Source organism: Streptomyces sp. NPDC087300, from assembly GCF_044744425.1.
GTDB lineage: Bacteria > Actinomycetota > Actinomycetes > Streptomycetales > Streptomycetaceae > Streptomyces.
In genome coordinates, this window is record NZ_JBIUYI010000002.1 from 1126103 (window position 1) to 1148078 (window position 21976).

Sequence of the window (21976 nt, forward strand, 5' to 3'; positions counted from 1 at the left end):
GCGGGTGGGAGTGATCCGCCGCGGAGCGGCGGTCTAGCTCATGCTCAAGGCGCCCCGCCAGCCCTCGCCACCATCAGAGCGAACCCCAGCAGATTCAGCCCCCGCCACCGCTCCGGATTCCCGATCCGCTCGTCGTCGGCCGCGAGGCCCACGCCCCATATGCGGTCCACCGGGCTCGCCTCGACCAGGACGCGCTTGCCCGTCCCCGCCAGGTAGTCCGTCAGCGCCGGGTCCGACGCGAACTTGTGGACGCTGCCCTCGACCACGATGCCGAAGCGCTCCCTGGCCCATATCGCCTCGTCGAAGCCGCGCACGAGCCGTCCCGCGTTCTTCGCCTGCGCGGGGGAGCGCGCCGCGAGGACCGCCCGCTCCGCGTCCGCGTCGTCGAACAGGCGGGCCTTGGCCGCCATCATCCAGTGCTCCGCCGTCGCGTACCGGACGCCGTCCACCGTGAACGGCGAGGGCCACCACTGGCTGAAGCAGCTCGGGCCGAGCGTGCCGTCCTTGCGCGGGGCGTGGCCCCAGAAGTACAGGTACTCCGCCTTCTCTCCCGCGCGCACCGCGCGGACGAGTTCCGCCGCGGAGCGAACCGAGTCGATCTTCGTCATGCACGCGAGTGTGGCACGCACCACTGACACTCCGTCCTGGGTTTTCCAGGACGACTCGACACCTGGTCGACAGATTCCGTCGCGTAACCAAAAGGCAACAACGGAATCACTTGTTGGACTACTACCGCTCTGCCAGGATCGGCACTCAAATCGATCTGGAGCTACGCCGACCCCCGCGGGACGGGGAGGACGGCGGAGGAGAGCGTCATGCACAACTTCCAGGCGCAGGACCACTTCTCGGACGGCGCGCAGTACATCGCGGGGCGGCTGACCAAGGGAACGTCGGGCACCACCCACGCGGTCGTCGACCCCGCCACGGGCGACGAGGTCTACTCGTACGAGCTCGCCGGAAGAGATGACGTCGACGCCGCCGTCGCCGCGGCCGCCGAGGCCTTCCCCGGCTGGGCGGGCGCCTCCCCGGGCGAGCGTTCGGACGCCCTGCACCGCTTCGCGGGCGTGCTCGCCGACCACGCAGAGGAGCTCGCGCAGGCCGAGTCGCTGCAGTGCGGCAAGCCCATCAAGCTGAGCCGTGAGTTCGACGTCCCCGGGACCGTCGACAACGCCGCCTTCTTCGCGGGCGCTGCCCGGCATCTGCAGGGCCAGTCGGCGGGGGAGTACAGCGGGGACCACACCTCGTACGTGCGCCGTGAGCCGATCGGCGTCGTCGGTTCCATCGCCCCCTGGAACTATCCGCTCCAGATGGCCGCCTGGAAGGTGCTCCCCGCGATCGCCGCGGGCAACACCATCGTCCTCAAGCCCGCCGAGCTGACCCCCTTCACCTCCCTCCTGTTCGCGCGGGCCGCCACCGAGGCGGGCATCCCCGACGGTGTCGTCAACATCGTCACGGGCGCGGGCAGGGAGGCGGGCGAGCACCTCGTGGGCCACCCCGACGTCGCCATGACGTCCTTCACCGGATCCACCGGCGTCGGCAAGCGCGTCGCCGAGATCGCCACCTCCACCGTCAAGCGCCTGCACCTGGAGCTCGGCGGCAAGGCGCCCTTCGTGGTCTTCGATGACGCCGACCTCGACGCCGCCGTGCACGGCGCGGTGGCCGGCGCGCTGATCAACTCGGGCCAGGACTGCACGGCCGCCACGCGCGCGTACGTCCAGCGTCCGCTGTACGACGCCTTCGTGTCGGGCGTCGCCGACCTGATGGACTCCGTACGGCTCGGCGACCCCTTCGACCCGAGCACCGACATGGGCCCGCTCATCTCGCACGTGCACCGCGACCGCGTCGCCGGTTTCGTCGACCGGGCCCGCTCGTACGCGCGCGTGGTGACCGGCGGCGAGTCGCTCCAGCACCCCGGCGCGTTCTACAAGCCGACGCTCATCGCCGACGCCGCGCAGGACAGCGAGGTCGTGCAGTCCGAGATCTTCGGTCCTGTGCTCGTGGTGCTGCCCTTCGACAGCGACGACGAGGGCATCCGGCTCGCCAACGACACCCCCTACGGACTCGCCGCGTCCGCCTGGAGCCGCGACGTGTTCCGCGCCAACCGGGCCACCCGCGAGATCAAGGCCGGCTGCGTGTGGGTCAACGACCACATCCCGATCCTCAGCGAGATGCCGCACGGCGGCTACAAGGCGTCCGGCTACGGCAAGGACATGTCCGCGTACTCGTTTGAGGAGTACACGCAGGTCAAGCACGTCATGTTCGACAACACCGCGGTGGTCCGCAAGGACTGGCACCGCACGATCTTCGGGGACCGATAGCCGCTAGCCGACAAGCCGCCCGACCAGCGGCCGGCTCACTCCCGAAAGGGCAACCACGCGCATGGAGCAGTACGAGCCAGACCGCTTGTCACCCGCCCAGCTGGCCGCCATGCACCGCAGCCTGCGGAACGGCCGGGGCGCACTGACCCGCCGTTCCCTGCTGCGCGCCGGGACCGGCGGCGCGCTCGCCGTCGGCGGACTCGGGGCGCTGAGCGCCTGCGGGATCCCCGCGGCGGGCAAGGGCAAGGGCGGCGTCGCCGCCGACGACCACTCGGCCGACGAGAAGCGCGTCACCTTCTCCAACTGGACCGAGTACATGGACGTCGACGAGAAGGACGCGAACCGGCGGCCCACCCTGGAGGCGTTCACCAAGCGCACCGGGATCACGGTCAAGTACACCGAGGACATCAACGACAACGTCGAGTTCTTCGGCAAGATCAAGCCGCAGCTCGCCGCGGGCCAGGACACCGGACGCGACCTCATCTGCGTCACGGACTGGCTGGCCGCCCGGCTCATCCGCTTCGGGTGGGTCCAGAAGCTGGACCCGGCCAACCTGCCGCACGCGTACGCCCATCTCTCCTCCCAGTTCCGCGATCCCGACTGGGACCCGGGGCGGGCCTACTCGTACCCCTGGACCGGCATCTCCACCGTCATCGCGTACAACAAGAAGGCGACCGGCGGGAAGAAGATCACGTCCGTCTCGCAGCTGCTCGACGACCCGAAGCTCAAGGGGCGCGTCGGCTTCCTCTCCGAGATGCGCGACACCGTCGGGATGACCCTCATCGACATGGGCAAGGACCCCGCGGACTTCACCGACGACGACTTCGACGCGGCGATCGCCCGTCTCCAGAAGGCCGTCGACAAGAAGCAGATCCGCCGCTTCACCGGCAACGACTACACCTCCGACCTGGACAAGGGCGACATCGCCGCGTGCCTGGGCTGGGCCGGTGACATCGTGCAGCTCCAGGCCGACAACCCGGCCGTCGACTTCCACATACCGGACCGGGGCTACATCACGTCCACGGACAACCTGCTGGTCCCCAACAAGGCGCGCCACAAGCGCAACGCCGAGCGGCTGATCGACTACTACTACGAGCCGGAGCCGGCGGCCCGTCTCGCGGCGTACATCAACTACGTGTGCCCCGTCGACGGGGTGCGGGACGCTCTCGCGAAGATCGACGCGGACGCCGCGTCGAATCCGCTGATCATCCCCGACAAGGAGATGAAGGCGAAGTCCCGGGCGTTCAGGTCGCTGACGCCGAAGGAAGAGACCGCGTACGAAGAGAAGTTCGCCAAGCTCACGGGGGCGTAGGCGGCTGCGCTCTCGCCGTCTTCGTCCGCGGGCCCGCCGTGGCTCGTCGCGCAGTTCCCCGCGCCCCTGACGGGGCGCCCCGATCCCCGCGTCCCCCGACAGGGCGCGCCCCGTTCCCTCGACTTCCCCTGGACCCACCATGACCACTGCTCAAGAACACGGCGGCGATGTCCGTCTCAGCGGGATCAGCAAGACCTACGGCTCCTTCACCGCCGTACAGCCGCTCGATCTCACCGTGCCGCAGGGCTCCTTCTTCGCGCTGCTCGGGGCGTCCGGCTGCGGCAAGACGACCACGCTGCGCATGATCGCGGGCCTGGAGGAGCCCAGTTCGGGCACCGTGCACCTCGGCGACCAGGACGTCACGGCGCTGCCGCCCTACAAGCGGCCCGTGAACACCGTCTTCCAGTCGTACGCGCTCTTCCCGCACCTGGACATCTTCGAGAACGTCGCCTTCGGGCTGCGCAGGCGCGGCATCAAGTCCGTGAAGAAGCAGGTCGGCGAGATGCTCGACCTGGTGCAGCTCGGCGAGCAGGCGCGCAAGAAGCCGCACCAGCTCTCCGGCGGCCAGCAGCAGCGCGTCGCGGTCGCCCGCGCGCTCATCAACCACCCCAAGGTGCTGCTCCTGGACGAGCCGCTCGGCGCCCTCGACCTGAAGCTGCGCCGCCAGATGCAGCTGGAGCTCAAGCGCATCCAGACCGAGGTCGGCATCACCTTCGTGCACGTCACGCACGACCAGGAGGAGGCCATGACGATGGCCGACACCGTGGCCGTGATGAACGGCGGCCGCGTCGAACAACTGGGCGCCCCCGCCGACCTCTACGAGAACCCCGGCACCACCTTCGTCGCCAACTTCCTCGGCACCTCGAACTTCATCGAGGCCGAGATCGGCGGCACCAGCGGCGACGACATCGTCCTCAAGGCGGGCGACGGCAAGCTCGTGCTGCCCGCCGCCCGATGTACCGCCCCGACCACGGCGGGCGGCAAGGTCCTGGTCGGCATACGCCCGGAGAAGATCTCCCTCACGCACGCCGACGACGCGGGACGGATCCCCGAGGGCCGCAACCGCATCACCGGCACCATCGCCGACAGCAGCTTCATCGGCGTCTCCACGCAGTACGTCGTCGACAGCCCGCTCTGCGACTCCTTCGAGGTGTACGCGCAGAACATCGAGCGCGACGGCCGGCTCACGCCGGGCGCCGAGGTGGTCCTGCACTGGAACCCCGCGCACACCTTCGGCCTCGACGCCACACAGGATGTCGAGGCGGGCGTCGAGAAGGTCGAGGAGGACACCTCCGCATGACGACCGTGACCGACGCACCACCACCCGCAGAGGCGCCCGCCCCCGAGGAAGCCCCAGCACGCAAGCCCCGCAAGCGCGGCCGCCTCGTCCCCTACTGGCTGCTGCTGCCCGGCATCCTCTGGCTCGTCGTCTTCTTCGCGCTGCCGCTGGTCTACCAGGCCTCCACGTCCGTGCAGACCGGATCCCTCGAAGAGGGCTTCAAGGTCACCTGGCACTTCGCCACGTACTGGGACGCGCTCTCCGACTACTGGCCGCAGTTCCTGCGCTCGGTGCTGTACGCGGGCGCCGCCACGGTCCTGTGTCTGCTGCTCGGCTATCCGCTCGCGTATCTGATCGCGTTCCGCGCGGGCCGCTGGCGCAACCTCATCCTGGTCCTGGTCATCGCGCCGTTCTTCACCAGCTTCCTCATCCGTACGCTGGCGTGGAAGACGATCCTCGCGGACGGCGGCCCCGTCGTCGGCGCCCTGAACTCGCTGCACGTCCTGGACGTCACCAGCTGGCTCGGCGTCACGGACGGCGACCGGGTGCTCGCCACCCCGCTCGCGGTGATCTGCGGACTCACGTACAACTTCCTGCCGTTCATGATCCTGCCGCTCTACACCTCCCTGGAGCGCATCGACGGCCGCCTGCACGAGGCCGCGGGCGACCTCTACGCCAAGCCGTCGACGACCTTCCGCAAGGTGACCTTCCCGCTCTCCATGCCGGGCGTCGTCTCCGGCACGCTGCTCACCTTCATTCCGGCGGCGGGCGACTACGTGAACGCGGACCTGCTCGGCTCCACCGACACCCGCATGGTCGGAAACGTCATCCAGACGCAGTTCCTGCGCATTCTCGACTACCCGACGGCCGCCGCGCTCTCCTTCATCCTCATGGCCGCGATCCTCTTCATGGTCACCTTCTACATCCGCAAGTCAGGGACGGAGGACCTCGTCTGATGGCCGCTTTCTTCCGCTGGCTGCGGCGCAATGTCATCGTCATCGCGGGGCTCCTCACGCTCGCCTATCTGCTGCTCCCGAACGTCGTCGTGACGGTGTTCTCCTTCAACAAGCCGAAGGGCCGCTTCAATTACTCCTGGCAGGAGTTCTCGCTCGACGCCTGGAAGGATCCGTGCGGCGTCGCCGACATGTGCGGCTCGCTCTCGCTGAGCCTCCAGATCGCCACCTGGGCGACGATCGGCGCGACCGTGCTCGGCACGATGATCGCCTTCGCCCTGGTGCGCTACCGCTTCCGGGCGCGCGGCGCGGTGAACTCGCTGATCTTCCTGCCGATGGCGATGCCCGAGGTCGTCATGGCCGCCTCGCTGCTCACGCTCTTCCTCAACATGGGTGCGCAGCTGGGTTTCTGGACCGTCCTGATCGCCCACATCATGTTCTGCCTCAGCTTCGTGGTGACCGCCGTCAAGGCGCGCGTCATGTCGATGGACCCACGCCTCGAACAGGCCGCGCAGGACCTCTACGCGGGACCCGTGCAGACCTTCCTCAGGGTCACGCTGCCGATCGCCGCACCAGGAATCGCGGCGGGCGCGCTGCTCGCCTTCGCGCTCTCCTTCGACGACTTCATCATCACGAATTTCAACGCGGGCTCGACTGTGACCTTCCCCATGTTCGTCTGGGGATCCGCACAGCGGGGTACGCCCGTTCAGATCAATGTGATCGGCACGGCGATGTTCCTCGTCGCCGTTCTGCTCGTACTCTCCGGAATGCTCATCGGCAAGCGCCGGAACAAGCAAGCGAACTAGCGCACGCGCTATTTCCGAACACGCACCATTTCTGAAGGAGTGGAAATCATGGCCCCAAGCGCCATGACCCGTTGGACCGATTCCCTCGCCGACGCCCGGCCGGTGTCCTTCTGGCTCGACGACCCCGGCAGGCCGGCCCCGGAGCCCGCCCTCACCGGCGACGAACGCTGCGACCTCCTCGTCGTCGGCGGCGGCTACAGCGGACTGTGGACCGCGCTGATCGCCAAGGAGCGCGACCCGAGCCGCGACGTCGTGCTCGTCGAGGGCCGCGAGGTGGGCTGGGCCGCCTCGGGGCGCAACGGCGGCTTCTGCGCCGCGTCCCTCACGCACGGCATCTCCAACGGCCTGTCCCGCTGGCCCGGTGAGATCGAGAAGCTGGAGGAGCTCGGCGCCCGCAACCTCGACGAGATCGAGGCGGCCGTCAAGCGCTACTCCATCGACTGCGACTTCGAGCGCACCGGCGAGATCGACGTGGCCACCGCGCCGCATCAGCTGGCCGAACTCCGCGAGATGTACGCGGAGATGGCCGAGCACGGTCTCGCGGCGGGCTCCGAGCTGCTCGACGCGGACGCGCTGCGCGAGCAGGTCGACTCGCCGACCTTCCTGGGCGGCCTCTGGGACCGCGAGGGCGTCGCCATGCTGCATCCGGCGAAGCTGGCGTGGGGCCTGAAGCGGGCCTGCCTGGCCAAGGGCGTACGCGTCTACGAGCACACGCCCGCGCTCGAACTGGCCGCGGCGGGCGCGGGGATGGCGATCCGCACGCCGTACGGCCGGGTGCGCGCCCGGCAGGTCGCGCTCGCCACGAACATCTTCCCCTCGCTGGTCAAGCGGCTGCGCGCGTACACCGTCCCGGTCTACGACTACGCGCTGATGACCGAGCCGCTCACCGACGACCAGCTGGCCGCGATCGGCTGGAAGAACCGTCAGGGACTCGGCGACAGCGCCAACCAGTTCCACTACTTCCGGCTCTCGGCCGACAACCGCATCCTGTGGGGCGGCTACGACGCGATCTACCCGTTCGGGGGGAAGGTGCGCGCCGAGTACGACGACCGCCCCGAGACGTACGCGAAGCTCGCGGGCCACTTCTTCACCTGCTTCCCGCAGTTGGAGGGCGTGCGCTTCACGCACGCGTGGGGCGGCGCGATCGACACGTGCACGCGCTTCTCGGCGTTCTTCGGCACGGCGCACAAGGGCCGGGTCGCGTACGCGGCGGGCTACACGGGCCTCGGCGTCGGAGCCACCCGGTTCGGCGCCGACGTCATGCTGGACCTGCTCTCCGGCGAGCGCACGGAGCGCACCGGTCTGGAGATGGTCCGTACGAAGCCGCTGCCCTTCCCGCCCGAGCCGTTCGCGTGGACCGGGGTGGCGCTGACCAAGTGGTCGCTCGCCAGGTCCGACGCCAACGGGGGCAAGCGGAACCTGTGGCTCAAGACGATGGACAAGCTGGGCCTCGGCTTCGACAGCTGAGTGCGGCTCGGTCCGACTGAGCGGGGCGTGATCGACCGGCGCACGCCCCGCGTCCCACCAGTGCCCCGCCGCACCACCAACTGGTCGCGGCAACTCGCGTAATGCTCGGCCCCGGGACCTCTCTCACCTGTGAACGCACCGTTGTCGCACAGGTAAGGGAGGTCCCGCCATGACTGGCTCAGGGGCTAAGTCGGCGGTCGAATGGCTCGTGTCGGTGGCGCCGGATCCGGACGCCTGCCGCTGGGAGTGGGAACGCAATCCGCTCGGCGTCGTGCTGCTTCCTGCGGGCAGGCGCTGGGACGTGCTGATCCTGCCGGGCGAACTCGGCTACCCCACGCTGGACGTGCTGACCCGCTGCGTCGACCGCCCAGGACCGGTGCTCGCCGACTTCGGCGACTCCCGCATGGGGTTCTTCGTGCCGCCGGGCACGGTCGCCCGCTGGGTCGGTACGGGCGTGCGCGGCGCGGGCCGCGGCACCTGGATCGTGGTGCCCTACCCGGGGCGGGCCACCGGCGGCGTCCGCTGGCTGGTCTCGCCGGACGGCTCGGGCACGCTGACGGACCCGGCGCTGCTCGAACTGGCGATGCACGAGGCGGCCGCCCGGCTGGCCCGCGAGGAGGGGGAGGGCTGAGCTGCTGCCGGAACCCTTGACAACTTAATTGGTCTGGACCAAGTTAAGCGCGTCCCACCCTCCAATCCCCCCATGCCCGGAGGCAGTTGTGGATCGCTCTCTGTTGCCCCGAACCGGCCAGGCAAGCCGCGTCAGACGCCTTGCCGTGGTCGCCGTCGCCGCCTGCGCGCTCGCCGCGTCGGGCCTGCTCAGCACCCGCGCCTCGGCCGTTCCCGAAGAGCGGGCCGCCCCCGGAGCGGCCGCCGCCGACCACGCCCTGGTCGGCTATCTGCACACCAGCTTCGCCAACGGCTCCGGCTACACCCGACTCGCGGACACCCCCGACAGCTGGGACATCATCGACCTCGCCTTCGGCGAGCCGACCTCCGCGACCTCCGGAGACATCCGCTTCGGGCTCTGTCCGAAGACCGAGTGCCCGAACGTCGAGACCAAGGACGAGTTCAAGGCCGCGGTCAAGGCCAAGCAGGCCGCCGGCAAGAAGGTCCTGATCTCCATCGGCGGCCAGAACGGCCAGGTCCAGCTCACCACCACGGGCGCCCGCGACACCTTCGTCCGCTCCGTCTCCGCGATCATCGACGAGTACGGACTCGACGGGCTCGACATCGACTTCGAGGGTCACTCCCTCTCGCTGAACGCCGACGACACGGACTTCAAGAACCCGAAGACCCCGTCGATCGTGAACCTCATCTCGGCCGTGAAGACCCTCAAGGCCAAGTACGGCTCCGGCTTCACCCTCACGATGGCGCCGGAGACCTTCTTCGTACAGCTCGGCTACCAGTTCTACGGCACCGGCAAATGGGGCGGCCAGGACCCGCGCGCGGGTGCCTATCTGCCGGTCATCCACGCCCTGCGCGACGACCTCACGCTGCTGCACGTCCAGGACTACAACTCGGGGCCGATCATGGGCCTCGACAACCAGTACCACTCGATGGGCGGCGCGGACTTCCACATCGCGATGACCGACATGCTCCTGACCGGCTTCCCCGTGGCGGGCGACAAGAACAACGTCTTCCCGCCGCTGCCCCCGCGGAAGGTCGCCATCGGCATGCCGGCCTCGGTCAACGCGGGCAACGGCCACGTCTCCACCGCCGAGGTCAACAAGGCCCTGGACTGCCTGACCAAGAAGACCAACTGCGGCTCCTACCAGACCCACGGCACCTGGCCGGACCTGCGCGGCCTGATGACCTGGTCGATCAACTGGGACCAGTTCAACAACAGGGAGTTCTCGAAGAACTTCGACGCGTACTTCGGCTAACGCTCGACCGGTTCCCTGCCGTACCGCGCGATCACCAGCGCGAGGACCTGGAGCAGCGCCCCGCACAGCACCCAGGAGGCCACCACGTCCAGTGGCCAGTGGTACCCGCGCCGTACGAGCCCGAAGCCGACCGCGATGTTCAACAGGGCGCAGGCGATGACCAGTTCGCGGCGGCCGTACGCGCCGCGCAGCAGGGGGAGGAGGAGTAGGACGGCCGCTCCGTAGGCGACCAGGGCCGTCGCCGCGTGGCCCGAGGGGTAGTAGCCGAGTCCGTCCGCGCCGGGCGGGCCCGGCCGGTCCACGGCCTCCTTGAAGGGGACGACGAGGAGCGGGACGAGCGCCATCGTGACGGCGGCGGCCGCCGGGGGCAGCCACCAGCGGAACGAGCCCTCGCGCCGGCCGCGCCAGGCGACGTGGGCGAGGACCACGGCGAGGACCGGCACGGCGACCGTGATGTTGCCGAGGTCGGCGAGGAACTCCGCGGCGCGGTCGGGCAGTCGGCTGGTGATGAGGGCGCGCCCCAGGCGTTCGTCGGCGTCGCGCAGCGGTCCTCCGGCGACGACCTGCCAGGTGAGCAGCGCGAGCACGAGCGCGGACAGGGAGAGCAGCAGGGCGGGCCGTCCGGGAGCGGGGGACGGGCCGGCTTCGGCGGGGTGCGCGGACCTCGGGCGCGCTGCCCTGTCCCGGTCCTCGGAGGTAGCCATGGGACACAGCCTGACAGGCGGGAACGGGCGCGGGCGGGTGCGGGCGGCCGCGGACACGCGGAAGGGCCGGCGCAAGGGGGGGTGTGCGCCGGCCCTTCGGGTCGTCCGGCCCGGACATCAGGCACGGCCTTCAGGCGAAGGCGTGTCGGAAGTGGTCGCGGGGCGGCCGATTCGACCGGGTTGCCGCGCGCCCCGGGGGGTTTGGGGCGGGCGGCCGTCCGATCGGTGAGGAGTTCCGGAACCTGAAGCTCCGGGTGTGTGCGCGAGGCACGTCCAGGGCGGGGCTGGGGAGGCTCCGCCGTGGCGCCACCCACAGTCCCCTGTGGGCGGGTGTTTCTCTCATCTGCAGAAACCGTACGGCAGCGAAGTGCGCCCCGACAGGCGCAACCGCATCCCGACATGGGGCCCGCACACCTTCTTCACAGGCCCCGACGGTCACCCCGGACCACGGGCGCGGCGCCGCACGAGGTCAGACGGCCGCGAAGGCGCCCTCGATGATGTCCAGGCCCTCGGTCAGGAGGTCGTCGCCGATGACCAGCGGCGGCAGGAAGCGCAGGACGTTGCCGTACGTGCCACAGGTCAGCACCAGCAGGCCCTCCGCGTGGCAGGCCTTGGCGAGCGCCGCGGTGGCCTCCGGGTTCGGCTCCTTGGTCGCACGGTCCTTGACCAGCTCGATGGCGATCATCGCGCCGCGGCCGCGGATGTCGCCGATGATGTCGAACTTCTCGGCCATGGCGGTCAGCCGGGCCTTCATCGTGGACTCGATCGCCTTCGCCTTGGCGTTGAGGTCGAGCTCCTTCATCGTCTCGATGGCGCCGAGCGCACCGGCGCAGGCCACCGGGTTGCCGCCGTAGGTGCCGCCGAGGCCGCCCGCGTGCGCGGCGTCCATGATCTCGGCGCGGCCCGTGACGGCGGCGAGCGGCAGACCGCCCGCGATGCCCTTGGCCGTCGTGATCAGGTCCGGGACGATGCCCTCGTCCTCGCAGGCGAACCACTGGCCGGTGCGGCAGAAGCCGGACTGGATCTCGTCGGCGACGAAGACGATGCCGTTGTCGTTCGCGTACTTCACGATCTCCGGCAGGAAGCCCTTGGCGGGCTCGATGAAGCCGCCCTCGCCGAGCACCGGCTCGATGATGATCGCGGCGACGTTGTCCGCGCCGACCTGCTTGCCGATCATGTCGATGGCCTGCTTGGCGGCCTCGACACCGGCGTTCTCGGCGCCGGTCGGCCAGCGGTAGCCGTAGGCGACCGGGACGCGGTAGACCTCGGGCGCGAACGGGCCGAAGCCGTTCTTGTACGGCATGTTCTTCGCGGTCAGCGCCATCGTGAGGTTGGTGCGGCCGTGGTAGCCGTGGTCGAAGACGACGACGGCCTGGCGCTTGGTGTACGCACGGGCGATCTTGACGGCGTTCTCGACGGCCTCGGCGCCCGAGTTGAACAGCGCCGACTTCTTCGCGTGGTCACCCGGCGTCAGCTCGGCGAGCGCCTCGGCGACGGCCACGTAGCCCTCGTACGGCGTGACCATGAAACAGGTGTGGGTGAAGTCCTGGAGCTGGGCGCTCGCCCGGCGCACGACGGCCTCGGCGGAGGCGCCGACGGACGTCACGGCGATGCCGGAACCGAAGTCGATCAGCCGGTTGCCGTCGACGTCCTCGATGATGCCGCCACCCGCGCGCGCGGCGAAGACGGGCAGGACCGAGCCCACACCACCGGCGACCACGGCGGTACGGCGGGCCTGCAGCTCCTGCGACTTCGGACCGGGGATGGCGGTGACGACGCGGCGCTCCTGCGGAAGGTCGGTCATGGGGGGCTCCTGTTGCTGACGGGGGTGGGGCGACGATACGGACGCTTCTCTGCTTTCTTCGCAGGTTAGGTGCGGGGCCCAGGGGTGGGCATGCTCCATGGGGGAGTCGTTGGGCGTGGCGGTTGTCCGTGGTGGACATAGCGGCGGGCCCGGCGCGGGCGGCCCCGCGGCGCCGGTATCACCACAGGCACGGGCGCGTATGCGGTGAACTCCCCCTTCCGGGGCACTAGATTGACCGCGATACGACAGATCGGCTGGTCAGGGGGCAAGGGGCATGGACTCCGACGGCACGCACGACGCACGCGGCACTCACGCGACTCCGGTGCCGCGCCCGGCGGCGCCTCCGCCCGGGGCCGTGGCGCCGCACGCGGGGGCGCGGACACCGGGCCCGCCGCCCCGTCCCGCGCAGGCTCCCGGCGCCCCGCCGCTGCCCGACGGGGCCGCGTTCCTCGCCTGGCTGCGGGCGCCGCGCCCGGCGGCGCTGCCCGGCATCTGGCGCTTCGCGCACAAGCCGCGGCCCGCGCAGGAGCCCGAGGTCCTGCCGACCCGGCAGCTGCTCAGCGGCGCGCTGATCGCCTTCCTGGTGGGCTGGCTCGTCTGGTCCCTGCTGTGGAACGGCTACCTGGGCGGCTGGTGGGTGCTGCCCCTCGAACTGTTCCTGCCCGACTCCTGGATCTACTCCCACGACGAGCTCGGCAACGCGTTCGTCTGGTACGGCTACTACACCCTCATCGCCTTCGGCATCATGATCGCGGCCGGCCGGATCGGCCGCTGGGGCGAGATCTGGCGCCGCTTCGTCGCCCCCCACCTGCGCCGCCCCGAGGCCCCCGCGCCGCCGCCCCCGCCCGAGGAGGACCCGGCCCGCTGGCCCCAGCTGCGGGCCGCGGGCGCCGAGGCCGCCGCCGACCGGCTCGCCGCCGACGCGGGCGCGGGACTGATGCGGGACGTGGACCACGCGAGGATCGCCAGGGCCTGGCGGTCCGTGCGCGCGGGCCGCAGCCCGCTCGCCGTCTTCACCGACGCCGTCGTGCGCGACGGGGCCCGCGCCTGCCCGCACCCCTCGGGGGACAGGGACCTGCCCGCGCGGGCCGCCCGGCACGACCTGGCCACCGCGCAGGTGCGGATCGGCACGACCGCCGACGACCCGCGCAACCCGTACGCCTACCGGGGCACCGGTCTCGCCCTCGGCCCCGACCTGCTCGGCACCTCGCTGCTCGCCGTCGGCCCCGGCGGATCGGGCAAGACCGCCCGCGTGGTGTGGCCGCTCGCCGAGTCGCTGTGCCTGGGCGCGCTCGCCGGGCGGGCCGCCGTGGTGGTCGTCGGGGCGGCGGGCGCCGGGCTCGGACCCACCGAGGACTACGACGTGGTGGTGCGGGTCGGACACCCCGACTCCGAGTACGACCTCGATCTGTACGGCGGCACCACCGACCCCGACGAGGCCGCGGCCGTGCTCGCCGAGGCGCTCGTCGGCGACCTCGTCGACCCGCACCCCAGCGGCGACAGCCGCCGCTCCACGACCTGCCTCGCCCAGCTCCTCGGCCCCTACTCCGCCGTCCACCGGCGCTTCCCCTCAGTGCCGGAACTGCGCGCGCTCCTGGACGGTTCCCCCGGGCCGCTCGGCGCGCTGCGCAAGGCGCTCCAGGAGGCGGGCCAGGACGCGATGATCCGGGAACTCGACGCGCGCGAGCGGCAGTTGGGCCACCCGGGCGATCCGGGAGCGGTCCTCGCCGACCGCATCGCGCTGCTCGACCGCCCCGCCTTCGCCGCCTTCTTCGACACCACGGGCCGCAGCACGCCGTTCTCGCTGCGGGCCATGGACCATCCCGTACGGGTCCGCGTCGACCTGCCCGAGCGCGGCCACGCGGACGCCTCGCGCATCCTGGCCCGCCTGGTCCTCGCCCAGTTCACCGCGAGCGCCGCCGTCCGCGAGGACCGCTCCCTGTTCGCCTGCCTCGTCCTGGACGACGCGTCGGGCACCGTCACCCCCGAAGCCGTACGCCGGGTCCAGCGCCTGCGGTCCGCCAACGCGGGCGTCGTCATGACGCTGCGTACGCTCGACGACGTACCCAGGCCCCTGCGCACCCCGCTGCTCGGCGCGATCGGCTGCCGCATGGCGCTCTCCGGTCTCACCCCGTGGGACGGCCAGGACTTCGCGGAGGTCTGGGGCAAGGAGTGGACGGAGGCACGCGATGTCACCGACCGGCAGATCATCGCCGAGACCCCACTGGGCAAGACGGTGCACATGCTGCGCCGTGTCATCACCGGCAACGCGCCGACGGCCCGCGCCGTCACCGTCCGCCAGGTCGAACGCGAGCGCTGGTCCGCCTCCGAGCTGGCGCACGGGGTGCCGCCGGGGCACGCGGTGCTCTCGCTGACCGACGTACGCGGGGAGTACGCGCCGCCGCTCCTGGTGGACCTGCGGGTCTGACGCGCGGAGCCGCGGGTCTGAAGCGACGGGGGCGGGGCACCCGGGGTGTCCAGGGCGGCTGGGGTCCCCGGCCCGTACTTACGTGGTGTTCGGTCTCGGGCGCACCATACGGTGAGGCAGAATCGACACAGGTCGTTCATACGGACCGGCCAAAAGATCCACCTCCCGGCGCCCGCAACCCGGGGGCCGGGAACCGCCCGCCCCGCCTGCCGCAGACCTGAAGGTCCCATGCCGCCCACGCTCGCCTCGCTCGTCCACCACTCCGCGCTCAAGCTGACCGTGCGGGCCGGCGAGGAACGCCTGGACACCCCCGTGCGCTGGGCGCACGCCAGCGAACTCGCCGACCCCGTCCCCTACATGGAGGGCGGCGAACTCCTCCTGATCACCGCGCTCAAGCTGGACGCGGAGGATCCGGAGGTCATGCGCCGCTATGTGAAGCGGCTCGCGGGCGCGGGCGTCGTCGGCCTCGGCTTCGCCGTCGGCGTGCACTACCCCGACATCCCTGCGGCCCTCGTCGACGCCGCGACCGACGCGGGCCTGCCGCTCATCGAGGTGCCCCGGCGCACCCCGTTCCTCGCCATCAGCAAGGCCGTCTCCGCCGCCATCGCCGCCGAGCAGTACCGCGCGGTGACCGCGGGCTTCGCCGCCCAGCGCGAGCTGACCAAGCAGGCGCTGAGCGACGGCCCCGATGGGCTGCTGCTCGCCCTCGCCGGGCAGGTCGACGGCTGGGCCGCGCTGTACGACGCGTCCGGCTCGGTCGTCGCCACCGCACCGGAGTGGGCCTCGCGCAGGGCGGGCCGGCTCACCGCCGACGTCGAACGCCTCAGGGAGCGGCCCGCGCCCGCCAGTTCCGTCGTCGCGGGCGCCGAGGACCGCGTCGAGCTGCACTCGCTGGGCACCGGACGCAGGCCGCGCGCCGCGCTCGCCGTCGGCACGGCGTCCACCCTCGGCACCGCCGAGCGCTACGCGGTGCACTCCGCCATCGCCCTGCTCACCCTCACCACCGAACGCTCCCGCTCGCTGCACGCCGCCGAGCAGCGCATCGGCGCCGCCGTGCTGCGCATGCTGCTCGCGGGGGAGCCCGACCACGCGCGGACGGTCGCGGGGGACCTGTACGGCGGGCTGCTCGACGCGCCCTTCCGGCTGGTCGTCGCCGAGGTGGCCTCCGCGTCCGCGGCATGGGTGCGGGCCGGTGCCGAAGGGACCACGACCGCGGAGGGCGACGCGCGGGACGAGGGCGCGCGCCCCGTCGCCACCTCGGCCGCCGTCGTCCTCGCGGCCGCCGAGGCGCACGGCACCGACCCGCTCGCCGCGCTCGTCGACGTCGTCGAGGCGGCCGCCGCCCGCGCGGGCGAGGCACTGCTCGTCGTCCCGTACGGGGAGCGGCTCGTGCTCCTCGCGGTGGACGGCGGCGCCGGGGTGCGCGCCTGCGGCGAGTACGCGGCGGCCCTGGAGGCGGGCCGCGTCGGCGCGGCCGCCGAGCCCACGGCCCCGTCCGGCGAGGAGGCCGAACTGGTGATGGGCCTGTCCGCGCCGGCCGGACCGATCGCCGCCGCCACCGCGTACAAGCAGGCGGAACAGGCCCTGTCCGTCGCCCGCAGGCGCGGCCGCGCCCTGGTCGAGCACGAGGAGCTGGCCGCCGGATCGGTCCTGCCGCTGCTCGCGGACGACGCGGTGCGGGCGTTCGCCGACGGCCTGCTGCGCGCGCTGCACGAACACGACGCCACCGGCCGCGGCGACCTGGTCGCCTCGCTGCGCGCCTGGCTCTCCCGGCACGGCCAGTGGGACGCGGCGGCGGCCGACCTCGGCGTCCACCGCCACACGCTGCGCTACCGCATGCGCAGGGTCGAGGAGATCCTCGGCCGCTCCCTGGACGACCCGGACGTCCGCATGGAGCTGTGGCTGTCGCTCAAGGCGACGTCGATGGGGTCGGACTGACGCACGCCGCGGTGCCGACCAGGAGCGCCGCCCCGTACAAACCGGTGCGAGGTCAAAGGTCAGTACTCCGAGTCGGACAAACGTCAGCCCCGCACCCTGCCCCTACGGTGAGGGTCGTACCCCCCGACACATCTCCGCGGAAGGGCCGGGAATCGACATGACTTCCATCCACGCCTTCTGGCTCGCCGGTCGCCAGACCACCGGCGAGACCACGTTCGACGTCACCTCGCCCTGGGACGGCCGGCTCGTCGCCAAGGCCGCCGTACCGACCGACGCCCAGGTCGAGGAGGCCGTGGCCGCCGCGTACGCCGTCCGCGACGAGTTCGCCGCGACCCCGGCCCACGTCCGTGCCGCCGCCCTGACGCACGTGTCGAACCGCCTGGTCGAGCGCACCGAGGAGATCGCCCAGCTGATCTCCGCCGAGAACGGCAAGCCGATCAAGTGGGCCCGCGGCGAACTCGGCCGCGCCATCTCCGTCTTCCGGTTCGCCGCCGAGGAGGCCCGCCGCTTCAACGGCGGCGAGGCCCAGCGCCTGGACACCGACGCCGGCGGCCAGGGCCGCCTCGCCCTGACCCGCCGCTTCCCCAAGGGCGTCGTCCTCGGCATCGCGCCGTTCAACTTCCCGCTGAACCTCTGCGCGCACAAGATCGCCCCGGCCATCGCCGTCGGCGCGCCGATCATCCTCAAACCGGCCCCCGCCACCCCGCTCTCCGGCCTGATCCTCGGCGAGCTGCTCGCCGAGACCGAGCTGCCGGCCGGTTCGTGGAGCATCCTGCCGGTCGCCAACGACAAGATGCCCGCCCTCGTCCAGGACGAGCGGATGCCGGTCATCTCCTTCACCGGCTCCGACAAGGTCGGTTACGCGATCATGGACTCGGTGCCGCGCAAGCACTGCACCCTGGAGCTCGGTGGCAACGGCGCGGCCGTCGTCCTCGACGACTTCTCCTCGGACGAGGACCTCGACTGGGCCGCCTCGCGCATCGCGACCTTCTCGAACTACCAGGGCGGCCAGTCCTGCATCTCCGTGCAGCGGGTCATCGCGGACGCGTCCGTGTACGACCGTCTGGTGCCGCGCGTGGTCAAGGCCGTCGAGGCCCAGGTCACCGGTGACCCCTCGGACCCGAAGACCGACGTGGGCCCGCTGGTCAGCGAGGACGCCGCCAAGCGCGTCGAGTCCTGGGTCGACGAAGCGGCCAAGGCCGGTGCCAAGGTCCTCACCGGCGGCAAGCGCGACGGTGCCGCCTACGCGCCGACCGTGCTCGCCGACGTCCCCGCGGACGTCACCATCGCCTGCGAAGAGGTCTTCGGCCCGGTCCTCACGCTGCGCAAGGTCAACGGCGAGGAAGAGGCGTTCGCCGCCGTCAACGACTCCAAGTTCGGCCTCCAGGCGGGCGTGTTCACGCACGACGTCCAGGCGGCCTTCCGCGCGCACCGCGCCCTCGAGGTCGGCGGCGTGGTCATCGGCGACGCCCCCTCCTACCGCGCGGACCAGATGCCGTACGGCGGTGTGAAGCAGTCGGGCGTGGGCCGCGAGGGCGTGCGCTACGCGATGGACGACTACACCTACGAGCGTGTGATGGTCCTGACCGGTCTCGCCCTCTAGGACGCGACCGCCCACTCACCGAGCAGGACCCCGGCGCGCGTCTGTCCCGCGCGCCGAAAGCCACGGCCGGAGCCCACTGTGCGGGGGCTCCGGCCGTCGTGCTGGACGCGGTGCGTCAGACGACGCGCTCCTGCGCGTCGAACTGGTCGACCGGCTGGTTGGTGCAGGCCGCCACGGGGCCGCCGAGGACGTTGCCGCCCACGCCCTGCGGCGCGGGGACGGCGCAGCGCAGGTCGACGTTGACGAACGAGGCGCCGTAGCTGTTGAGGATGCCGCCCGCGTCGCCGGCGATGGCGACGTCGCCGTTGTCGGTGGCGAACTCCGAGGAGTCCGCCGCGGCCACGCCCGCACCGCCGATGGTCGCGGCGGCGGCCGCCGCCATCAGCGCGGCGCCGGTCAGAACTTTCCGGATCATCTTTGCTCCAAGGGGGAGAGGAGGTTGACGGCGGCAGGCGCGGCCGTCAACCGGAGAAAACAGAGCGGCCACGAAAAGGTCACCGCGCGTTTCATTCATTCAGGGCAATGGGTGGAATGTTCACGCGAATGCCGGAAAGGCGGGCCGGGCACGGTATTCGCGGGCGAATTCCAGGTCCCGTGAATATGCCAAAAGAAAAGACGAGAGGGCCCTCCGGCGACCGTGCGAGGTGACAGCACGGTCGCCGGAGGGCCCTGCTCAGGCCCGCGACGAAGGAAGGGATCCCCGACGCAGGGTCAGATGATGCGCTCGGGGGCGTCGAACTGGTCCACCGGCGCGTTGTTGCAGGTCGTGACCGGGCCGCCGAGCACGTTGCCGCCGACACCCTGGGCCGCGGGGACGGCGCAGCGCAGGTCGACGTCGACGAACGGGGCGCCGTAGGCGTTGGCGACACCACCCGTGTCGCCGGCGATGGCGACGTCACCGTTGTTGGTGGCGAACTCCGAGGAGCCGTTGCCCGTGCCGCTGACCGTCTCGCCGTAGGCGACGCGGGCGGCCTTGTTCATGTCGTGCGCGCTGCTGGTCATGTTCTCGGCCTCGGGACCACTGCCCGTCGTCGCCGACGCCACACCGGCGGCACTCACGGTCGCGGCGGTGGCGGCGGTCGCGAGCGCGGCGCCGGCCAGAACCTTCCGGATCATCATTGCTCCAATTTCAGAGGGGGTGACGGCTGCATTCTGTAGCAGTCGTTCTGCTGGAACGCGGAGCGGCGGAGAAAGGTCACCTGCATTCACGCGAATAGTCCATTCATCCGCCCCGAGTGCCTTAAGCGGAATGGAAACCGCTAAAACTTTCCCCGAACGTGGGAGGGAATGCGGGTGAATGACCGTGCCGGAGACCCGGGGGCGGACCTCTCCGGCCGGATCGTGCGCGAGGGGTGGCCGGGTTGCCCTGGATCGGGTACATACGATCGAGTAGCACCGGTGGGTAACGGGCCGGGCCGGTGCCCCCGACACGCGGCGAGGTGAACCTCATGTCCGCAACATCCCCCGCACCCGAGCACCGGGCGAAGGTCTCCGAACGAGAGGCGAGGCAGGTCGCCGAGGCGGCTCGCGAGCAGGACTGGCGCAAACCCAGCTTCGCCAAGGAACTCTTCCTCGGCCGCTTCCGGCTCGACCTGATCCATCCGCACCCCATGCCGCCCGACGAGGACGCGCAGCGCGGCGAGGAGTTCCTCGCCAAACTGCGGGACTTCTGCGAGACGAAGATCGACTCGGCGCGCATCGAGCGCGAGGCGCAGATCCCCGACGAGGTGATCAACGGGCTCAAGGAGCTCGGCGCCCTCGGCATGAAGATCGACACCAAGTACGGCGGGCTCGGCCTCACCCAGGTGTACTACAACAAGGCGCTCGCCCTGGTCGGCTCGGCAAACCCGGCGATCGGCGCGCTGCTCTCCGCGCACCAGTCGATCGGCGTGCCGCAGCCCCTGAAGATCTTCGGCACCCAGGAGCAGAAGGACGCCTTCCTGCCCCGCTGCGCCCGCACCGACATCAGCGCGTTCCTGCTCACCGAGCCGGACGTGGGGTCGGACCCGGCCCGGATGGCGATGGCCGCCGTCCCCGACGGCGACGACCACTACGTACTGGACGGTGTGAAGCTCTGGACGACCAACGGCGTCGTCGCCGACCTGCTCGTCGTCATGGCGCGGGTGCCGAAGTCCGAAGGGCACAAGGGCGGCATCACGGCCTTCGTCGTCGAGGCGGCCGCCGAGGGCATCACGGTCGAGCACCGCAACGCGTTCATGGGCCTGCGCGGCCTGGAGAACGGCGTGACCCGCTTCCACCAGGTCCGGGTCCCCGCGGCGAACCGCATCGGTCCCGAGGGCGCGGGCCTGAAGATCGCGCTGACGACGCTCAACACGGGCCGGCTCTCGTTGCCCGCGATGTGCGTCGGCGCGGGCAAGTGGTGCCTGAAGATCGCCCGCGAGTGGTCGGGCGCCCGTGAGCAGTGGGGCAAGCCGGTCGCGTACCACGAGGCGGTCGGCGCGAAGATCTCCTTCATCGCCGCCACGACGTTCGCCCTGGAGGCCGTCCTCGACCTCTCCTCGCAGATGGCCGACGAGGACCGCAACGACATCCGCATCGAGGCCGCCCTCGCCAAGCTGTACGGCTCCGAGATGGCCTGTCTGATGGCCGACGAGCTGGTCCAGATCCGCGGCGGCCGCGGCTTCGAGACCGCAGCCTCGCTCAAGGCCCGCGGCGAACGCGCCGTCCCCGCCGAACAGATCCTGCGGGACCTGCGCATCAACCGCATCTTCGAGGGCTCCACGGAGATCATGCACCTGCTCATCGCCCGCGAGGCCGTGGACGCCCACCTGAAGGTCGCGGGCGACCTCATCGACCCCGACAAGTCCCTGACCGACAAGGCGAAGGCGGGCGCCAAGGCGGGCGGCTTCTACGCCCGCTGGCTGCCCAAGCTGGTCGCGGGTCCTGGTCAACTCCCGCGCTCCTACGCAGAGTTCCACCCGGCCGGGCACGCGGACCTCTCCGGGCACCTGCGCTACGCCGAGCGCAACGCCCGCAAGCTGGCCCGCTCGACCTTCTACGCCATGTCGCGCTGGCAGGGAAAGATGGAGACCAAGCAGGGCTTCCTCGGCCGGGTCGTGGACATCGGTGCCGAGCTCTTCGCGATGAGCGCGGCGTGCGTGCGCGCCGAACTCCTGCGCACCACCGAGGAGTACGGCCGCGAGGCGTACCAGCTGGCCGACGTTTTCTGCCGGCAGTCCCGCATTCGCGTCGACGAACTCTTCGACCGGCTGTGGACCAACACCGACGAACTCGACCGCAAGGTCGTCAAGGGCGTCCTTTCCGGCACGTACACCTGGCTCGAATCGGGAATTGTCGACCCCTCCGGAGAGGGCCCCTGGATCGCTGACGCCACGCCAGGAGCGACCACCCACGAAAACGTCCACCGCCCCATTCGCTGACCCCCGTTCCGCCCGCCCCTCGCGCCCCCCGAATGGTTGCTGCGCGGATTCCGCACGACAACAATGAGCGGACGGCG

The 21976-nt window shown here is 71.2% G+C and carries 16 protein-coding genes and 2 pseudogenes; 12 read left to right on the forward strand and 6 right to left on the reverse strand.

All coding sequences use genetic code 11. The features are described from left to right. Positions 1-44 precede the first annotated feature (44 nt). Positions 45-608: an NADAR family protein gene (locus ACIO9J_RS10620; RefSeq protein WP_401995637.1), complete on the reverse strand. Its 564-nt coding sequence runs from the start codon at positions 606-608 to the stop codon at positions 45-47. 207 nt (positions 609-815) lie between these two features. Here ACIO9J_RS10620 and ACIO9J_RS10625 point away from each other — a divergent pair, with 207 nt between their 5' ends. The 8 genes and pseudogenes from ACIO9J_RS10625 to ACIO9J_RS10660 all read left to right on the forward strand — a co-directional run. Beyond that, a complete protein-coding gene (locus ACIO9J_RS10625; protein WP_401995640.1) occupies positions 816-2318 on the forward strand; it encodes a gamma-aminobutyraldehyde dehydrogenase in 1503 nt (500 codons plus the stop codon). A 61-nt stretch (positions 2319-2379) separates the two neighbouring features. Beyond that, positions 2380-3630 carry a spermidine/putrescine ABC transporter substrate-binding protein gene (locus tag ACIO9J_RS10630; RefSeq protein ID WP_401995643.1) on the forward strand — a complete coding sequence of 417 codons (1251 nt, stop codon included), beginning with the start codon at positions 2380-2382 and terminating at the stop codon, positions 3628-3630. A 139-nt stretch (positions 3631-3769) separates the two neighbouring features. Further along, positions 3770-4930, forward strand: a complete 1161-nt coding sequence (locus ACIO9J_RS10635; protein WP_401995646.1) for an ABC transporter ATP-binding protein — start codon at positions 3770-3772, stop codon at positions 4928-4930. After that, a complete protein-coding gene (locus ACIO9J_RS10640) occupies positions 4927-5865 on the forward strand; it encodes an ABC transporter permease (protein ID WP_401995649.1) in 939 nt (312 codons plus the stop codon). The genes ACIO9J_RS10635 and ACIO9J_RS10640 overlap by 4 nt, the downstream gene beginning before the upstream one ends. Beyond that, positions 5865-6668: an ABC transporter permease gene (locus ACIO9J_RS10645; RefSeq protein ID WP_401995652.1), complete on the forward strand. Its 804-nt coding sequence runs from the start codon at positions 5865-5867 to the stop codon at positions 6666-6668. Before ACIO9J_RS10640 ends, ACIO9J_RS10645 begins: the two co-directional genes overlap by 1 nt. 48 nt (positions 6669-6716) lie before the next feature. Beyond that, on the forward strand, positions 6717-8135 hold the full coding sequence (locus ACIO9J_RS10650) for an NAD(P)/FAD-dependent oxidoreductase (protein WP_401995655.1): 1419 nt from the start codon (positions 6717-6719) through the stop codon (positions 8133-8135). Between the two features lie 169 nt (positions 8136-8304). Then, entirely contained in the window at positions 8305-8766 is a 462-nt protein-coding gene (locus ACIO9J_RS10655; RefSeq protein ID WP_401995658.1) for a hypothetical protein, read from the forward strand. Between the two features lie 250 nt (positions 8767-9016). Next, a pseudogene (locus ACIO9J_RS10660) lies at positions 9017-10021 on the forward strand (chitinase); the annotation flags it as partial. Here the strand turns inward: ACIO9J_RS10660 and ACIO9J_RS10665 are convergent. The 3 genes and pseudogenes from ACIO9J_RS10665 to gabT all read right to left on the reverse strand — a co-directional run bounded on the left by ACIO9J_RS10665 (position 10018) and on the right by gabT (position 12529). Continuing rightward, positions 10018-10725, reverse strand: coding sequence for a phosphatase PAP2 family protein (locus tag ACIO9J_RS10665; RefSeq protein ID WP_401995661.1), 708 nt, complete (start codon positions 10723-10725; stop codon positions 10018-10020). The pseudogene ACIO9J_RS10660 and the gene ACIO9J_RS10665 overlap by 4 nt on opposite strands. Before the next feature lie 150 nt (positions 10726-10875). Continuing rightward, positions 10876-11068 (reverse strand): annotated as a pseudogene (locus ACIO9J_RS10670) (phosphoesterase); the annotation flags it as partial. Between the two features lie 126 nt (positions 11069-11194). Continuing rightward, on the reverse strand, positions 11195-12529 hold the full coding sequence (gene gabT, locus ACIO9J_RS10675) for a 4-aminobutyrate--2-oxoglutarate transaminase (RefSeq protein ID WP_401995664.1): 1335 nt from the start codon (positions 12527-12529) through the stop codon (positions 11195-11197). A gap of 274 nt (positions 12530-12803) precedes the next feature. On the opposite strand from gabT, the gene ACIO9J_RS10680 reads away from it, so the two are divergent. The 3 genes from ACIO9J_RS10680 (at position 12804) to ACIO9J_RS10690 (ending at position 18498) form a co-directional block, all read left to right on the forward strand. Continuing rightward, on the forward strand, positions 12804-14957 hold the full coding sequence (locus ACIO9J_RS10680) for an ATP-binding protein (protein WP_401995667.1): 2154 nt from the start codon (positions 12804-12806) through the stop codon (positions 14955-14957). A gap of 228 nt (positions 14958-15185) precedes the next feature. Then, positions 15186-16895 carry a PucR family transcriptional regulator gene (locus tag ACIO9J_RS10685; protein WP_401995670.1) on the forward strand — a complete coding sequence of 570 codons (1710 nt, stop codon included), beginning with the start codon at positions 15186-15188 and terminating at the stop codon, positions 16893-16895. Positions 16896-17052: 157 nt separating this feature from the next. Beyond that, positions 17053-18498 (forward strand): aldehyde dehydrogenase family protein, encoded by a 1446-nt coding sequence (locus ACIO9J_RS10690; protein WP_401995672.1) that lies wholly within the window; start codon positions 17053-17055, stop codon positions 18496-18498. 115 nt (positions 18499-18613) lie between these two features. Here the strand turns inward: ACIO9J_RS10690 and ACIO9J_RS10695 are convergent, their stop codons facing one another. Together ACIO9J_RS10695 and ACIO9J_RS10700 are read right to left on the reverse strand one after the other, a co-directional pair. Next, the gene (locus ACIO9J_RS10695; protein WP_401995674.1) at positions 18614-18913 is read right to left on the reverse strand and encodes a hypothetical protein; all 300 of its coding nucleotides are present in this window, start codon (positions 18911-18913) and stop codon (positions 18614-18616) included. Between the two features lie 296 nt (positions 18914-19209). Next, positions 19210-19617, reverse strand: a complete 408-nt coding sequence (locus ACIO9J_RS10700) for a hypothetical protein (protein ID WP_401995677.1) — start codon at positions 19615-19617, stop codon at positions 19210-19212. A 329-nt stretch (positions 19618-19946) separates the two neighbouring features. On the opposite strand from ACIO9J_RS10700, the gene ACIO9J_RS10705 reads away from it, so the two are divergent. Beyond that, positions 19947-21899, forward strand: a complete 1953-nt coding sequence (locus tag ACIO9J_RS10705) for an acyl-CoA dehydrogenase family protein (protein WP_401995680.1) — start codon at positions 19947-19949, stop codon at positions 21897-21899. The last annotated feature ends 77 nt before the right edge of the window (positions 21900-21976 follow it).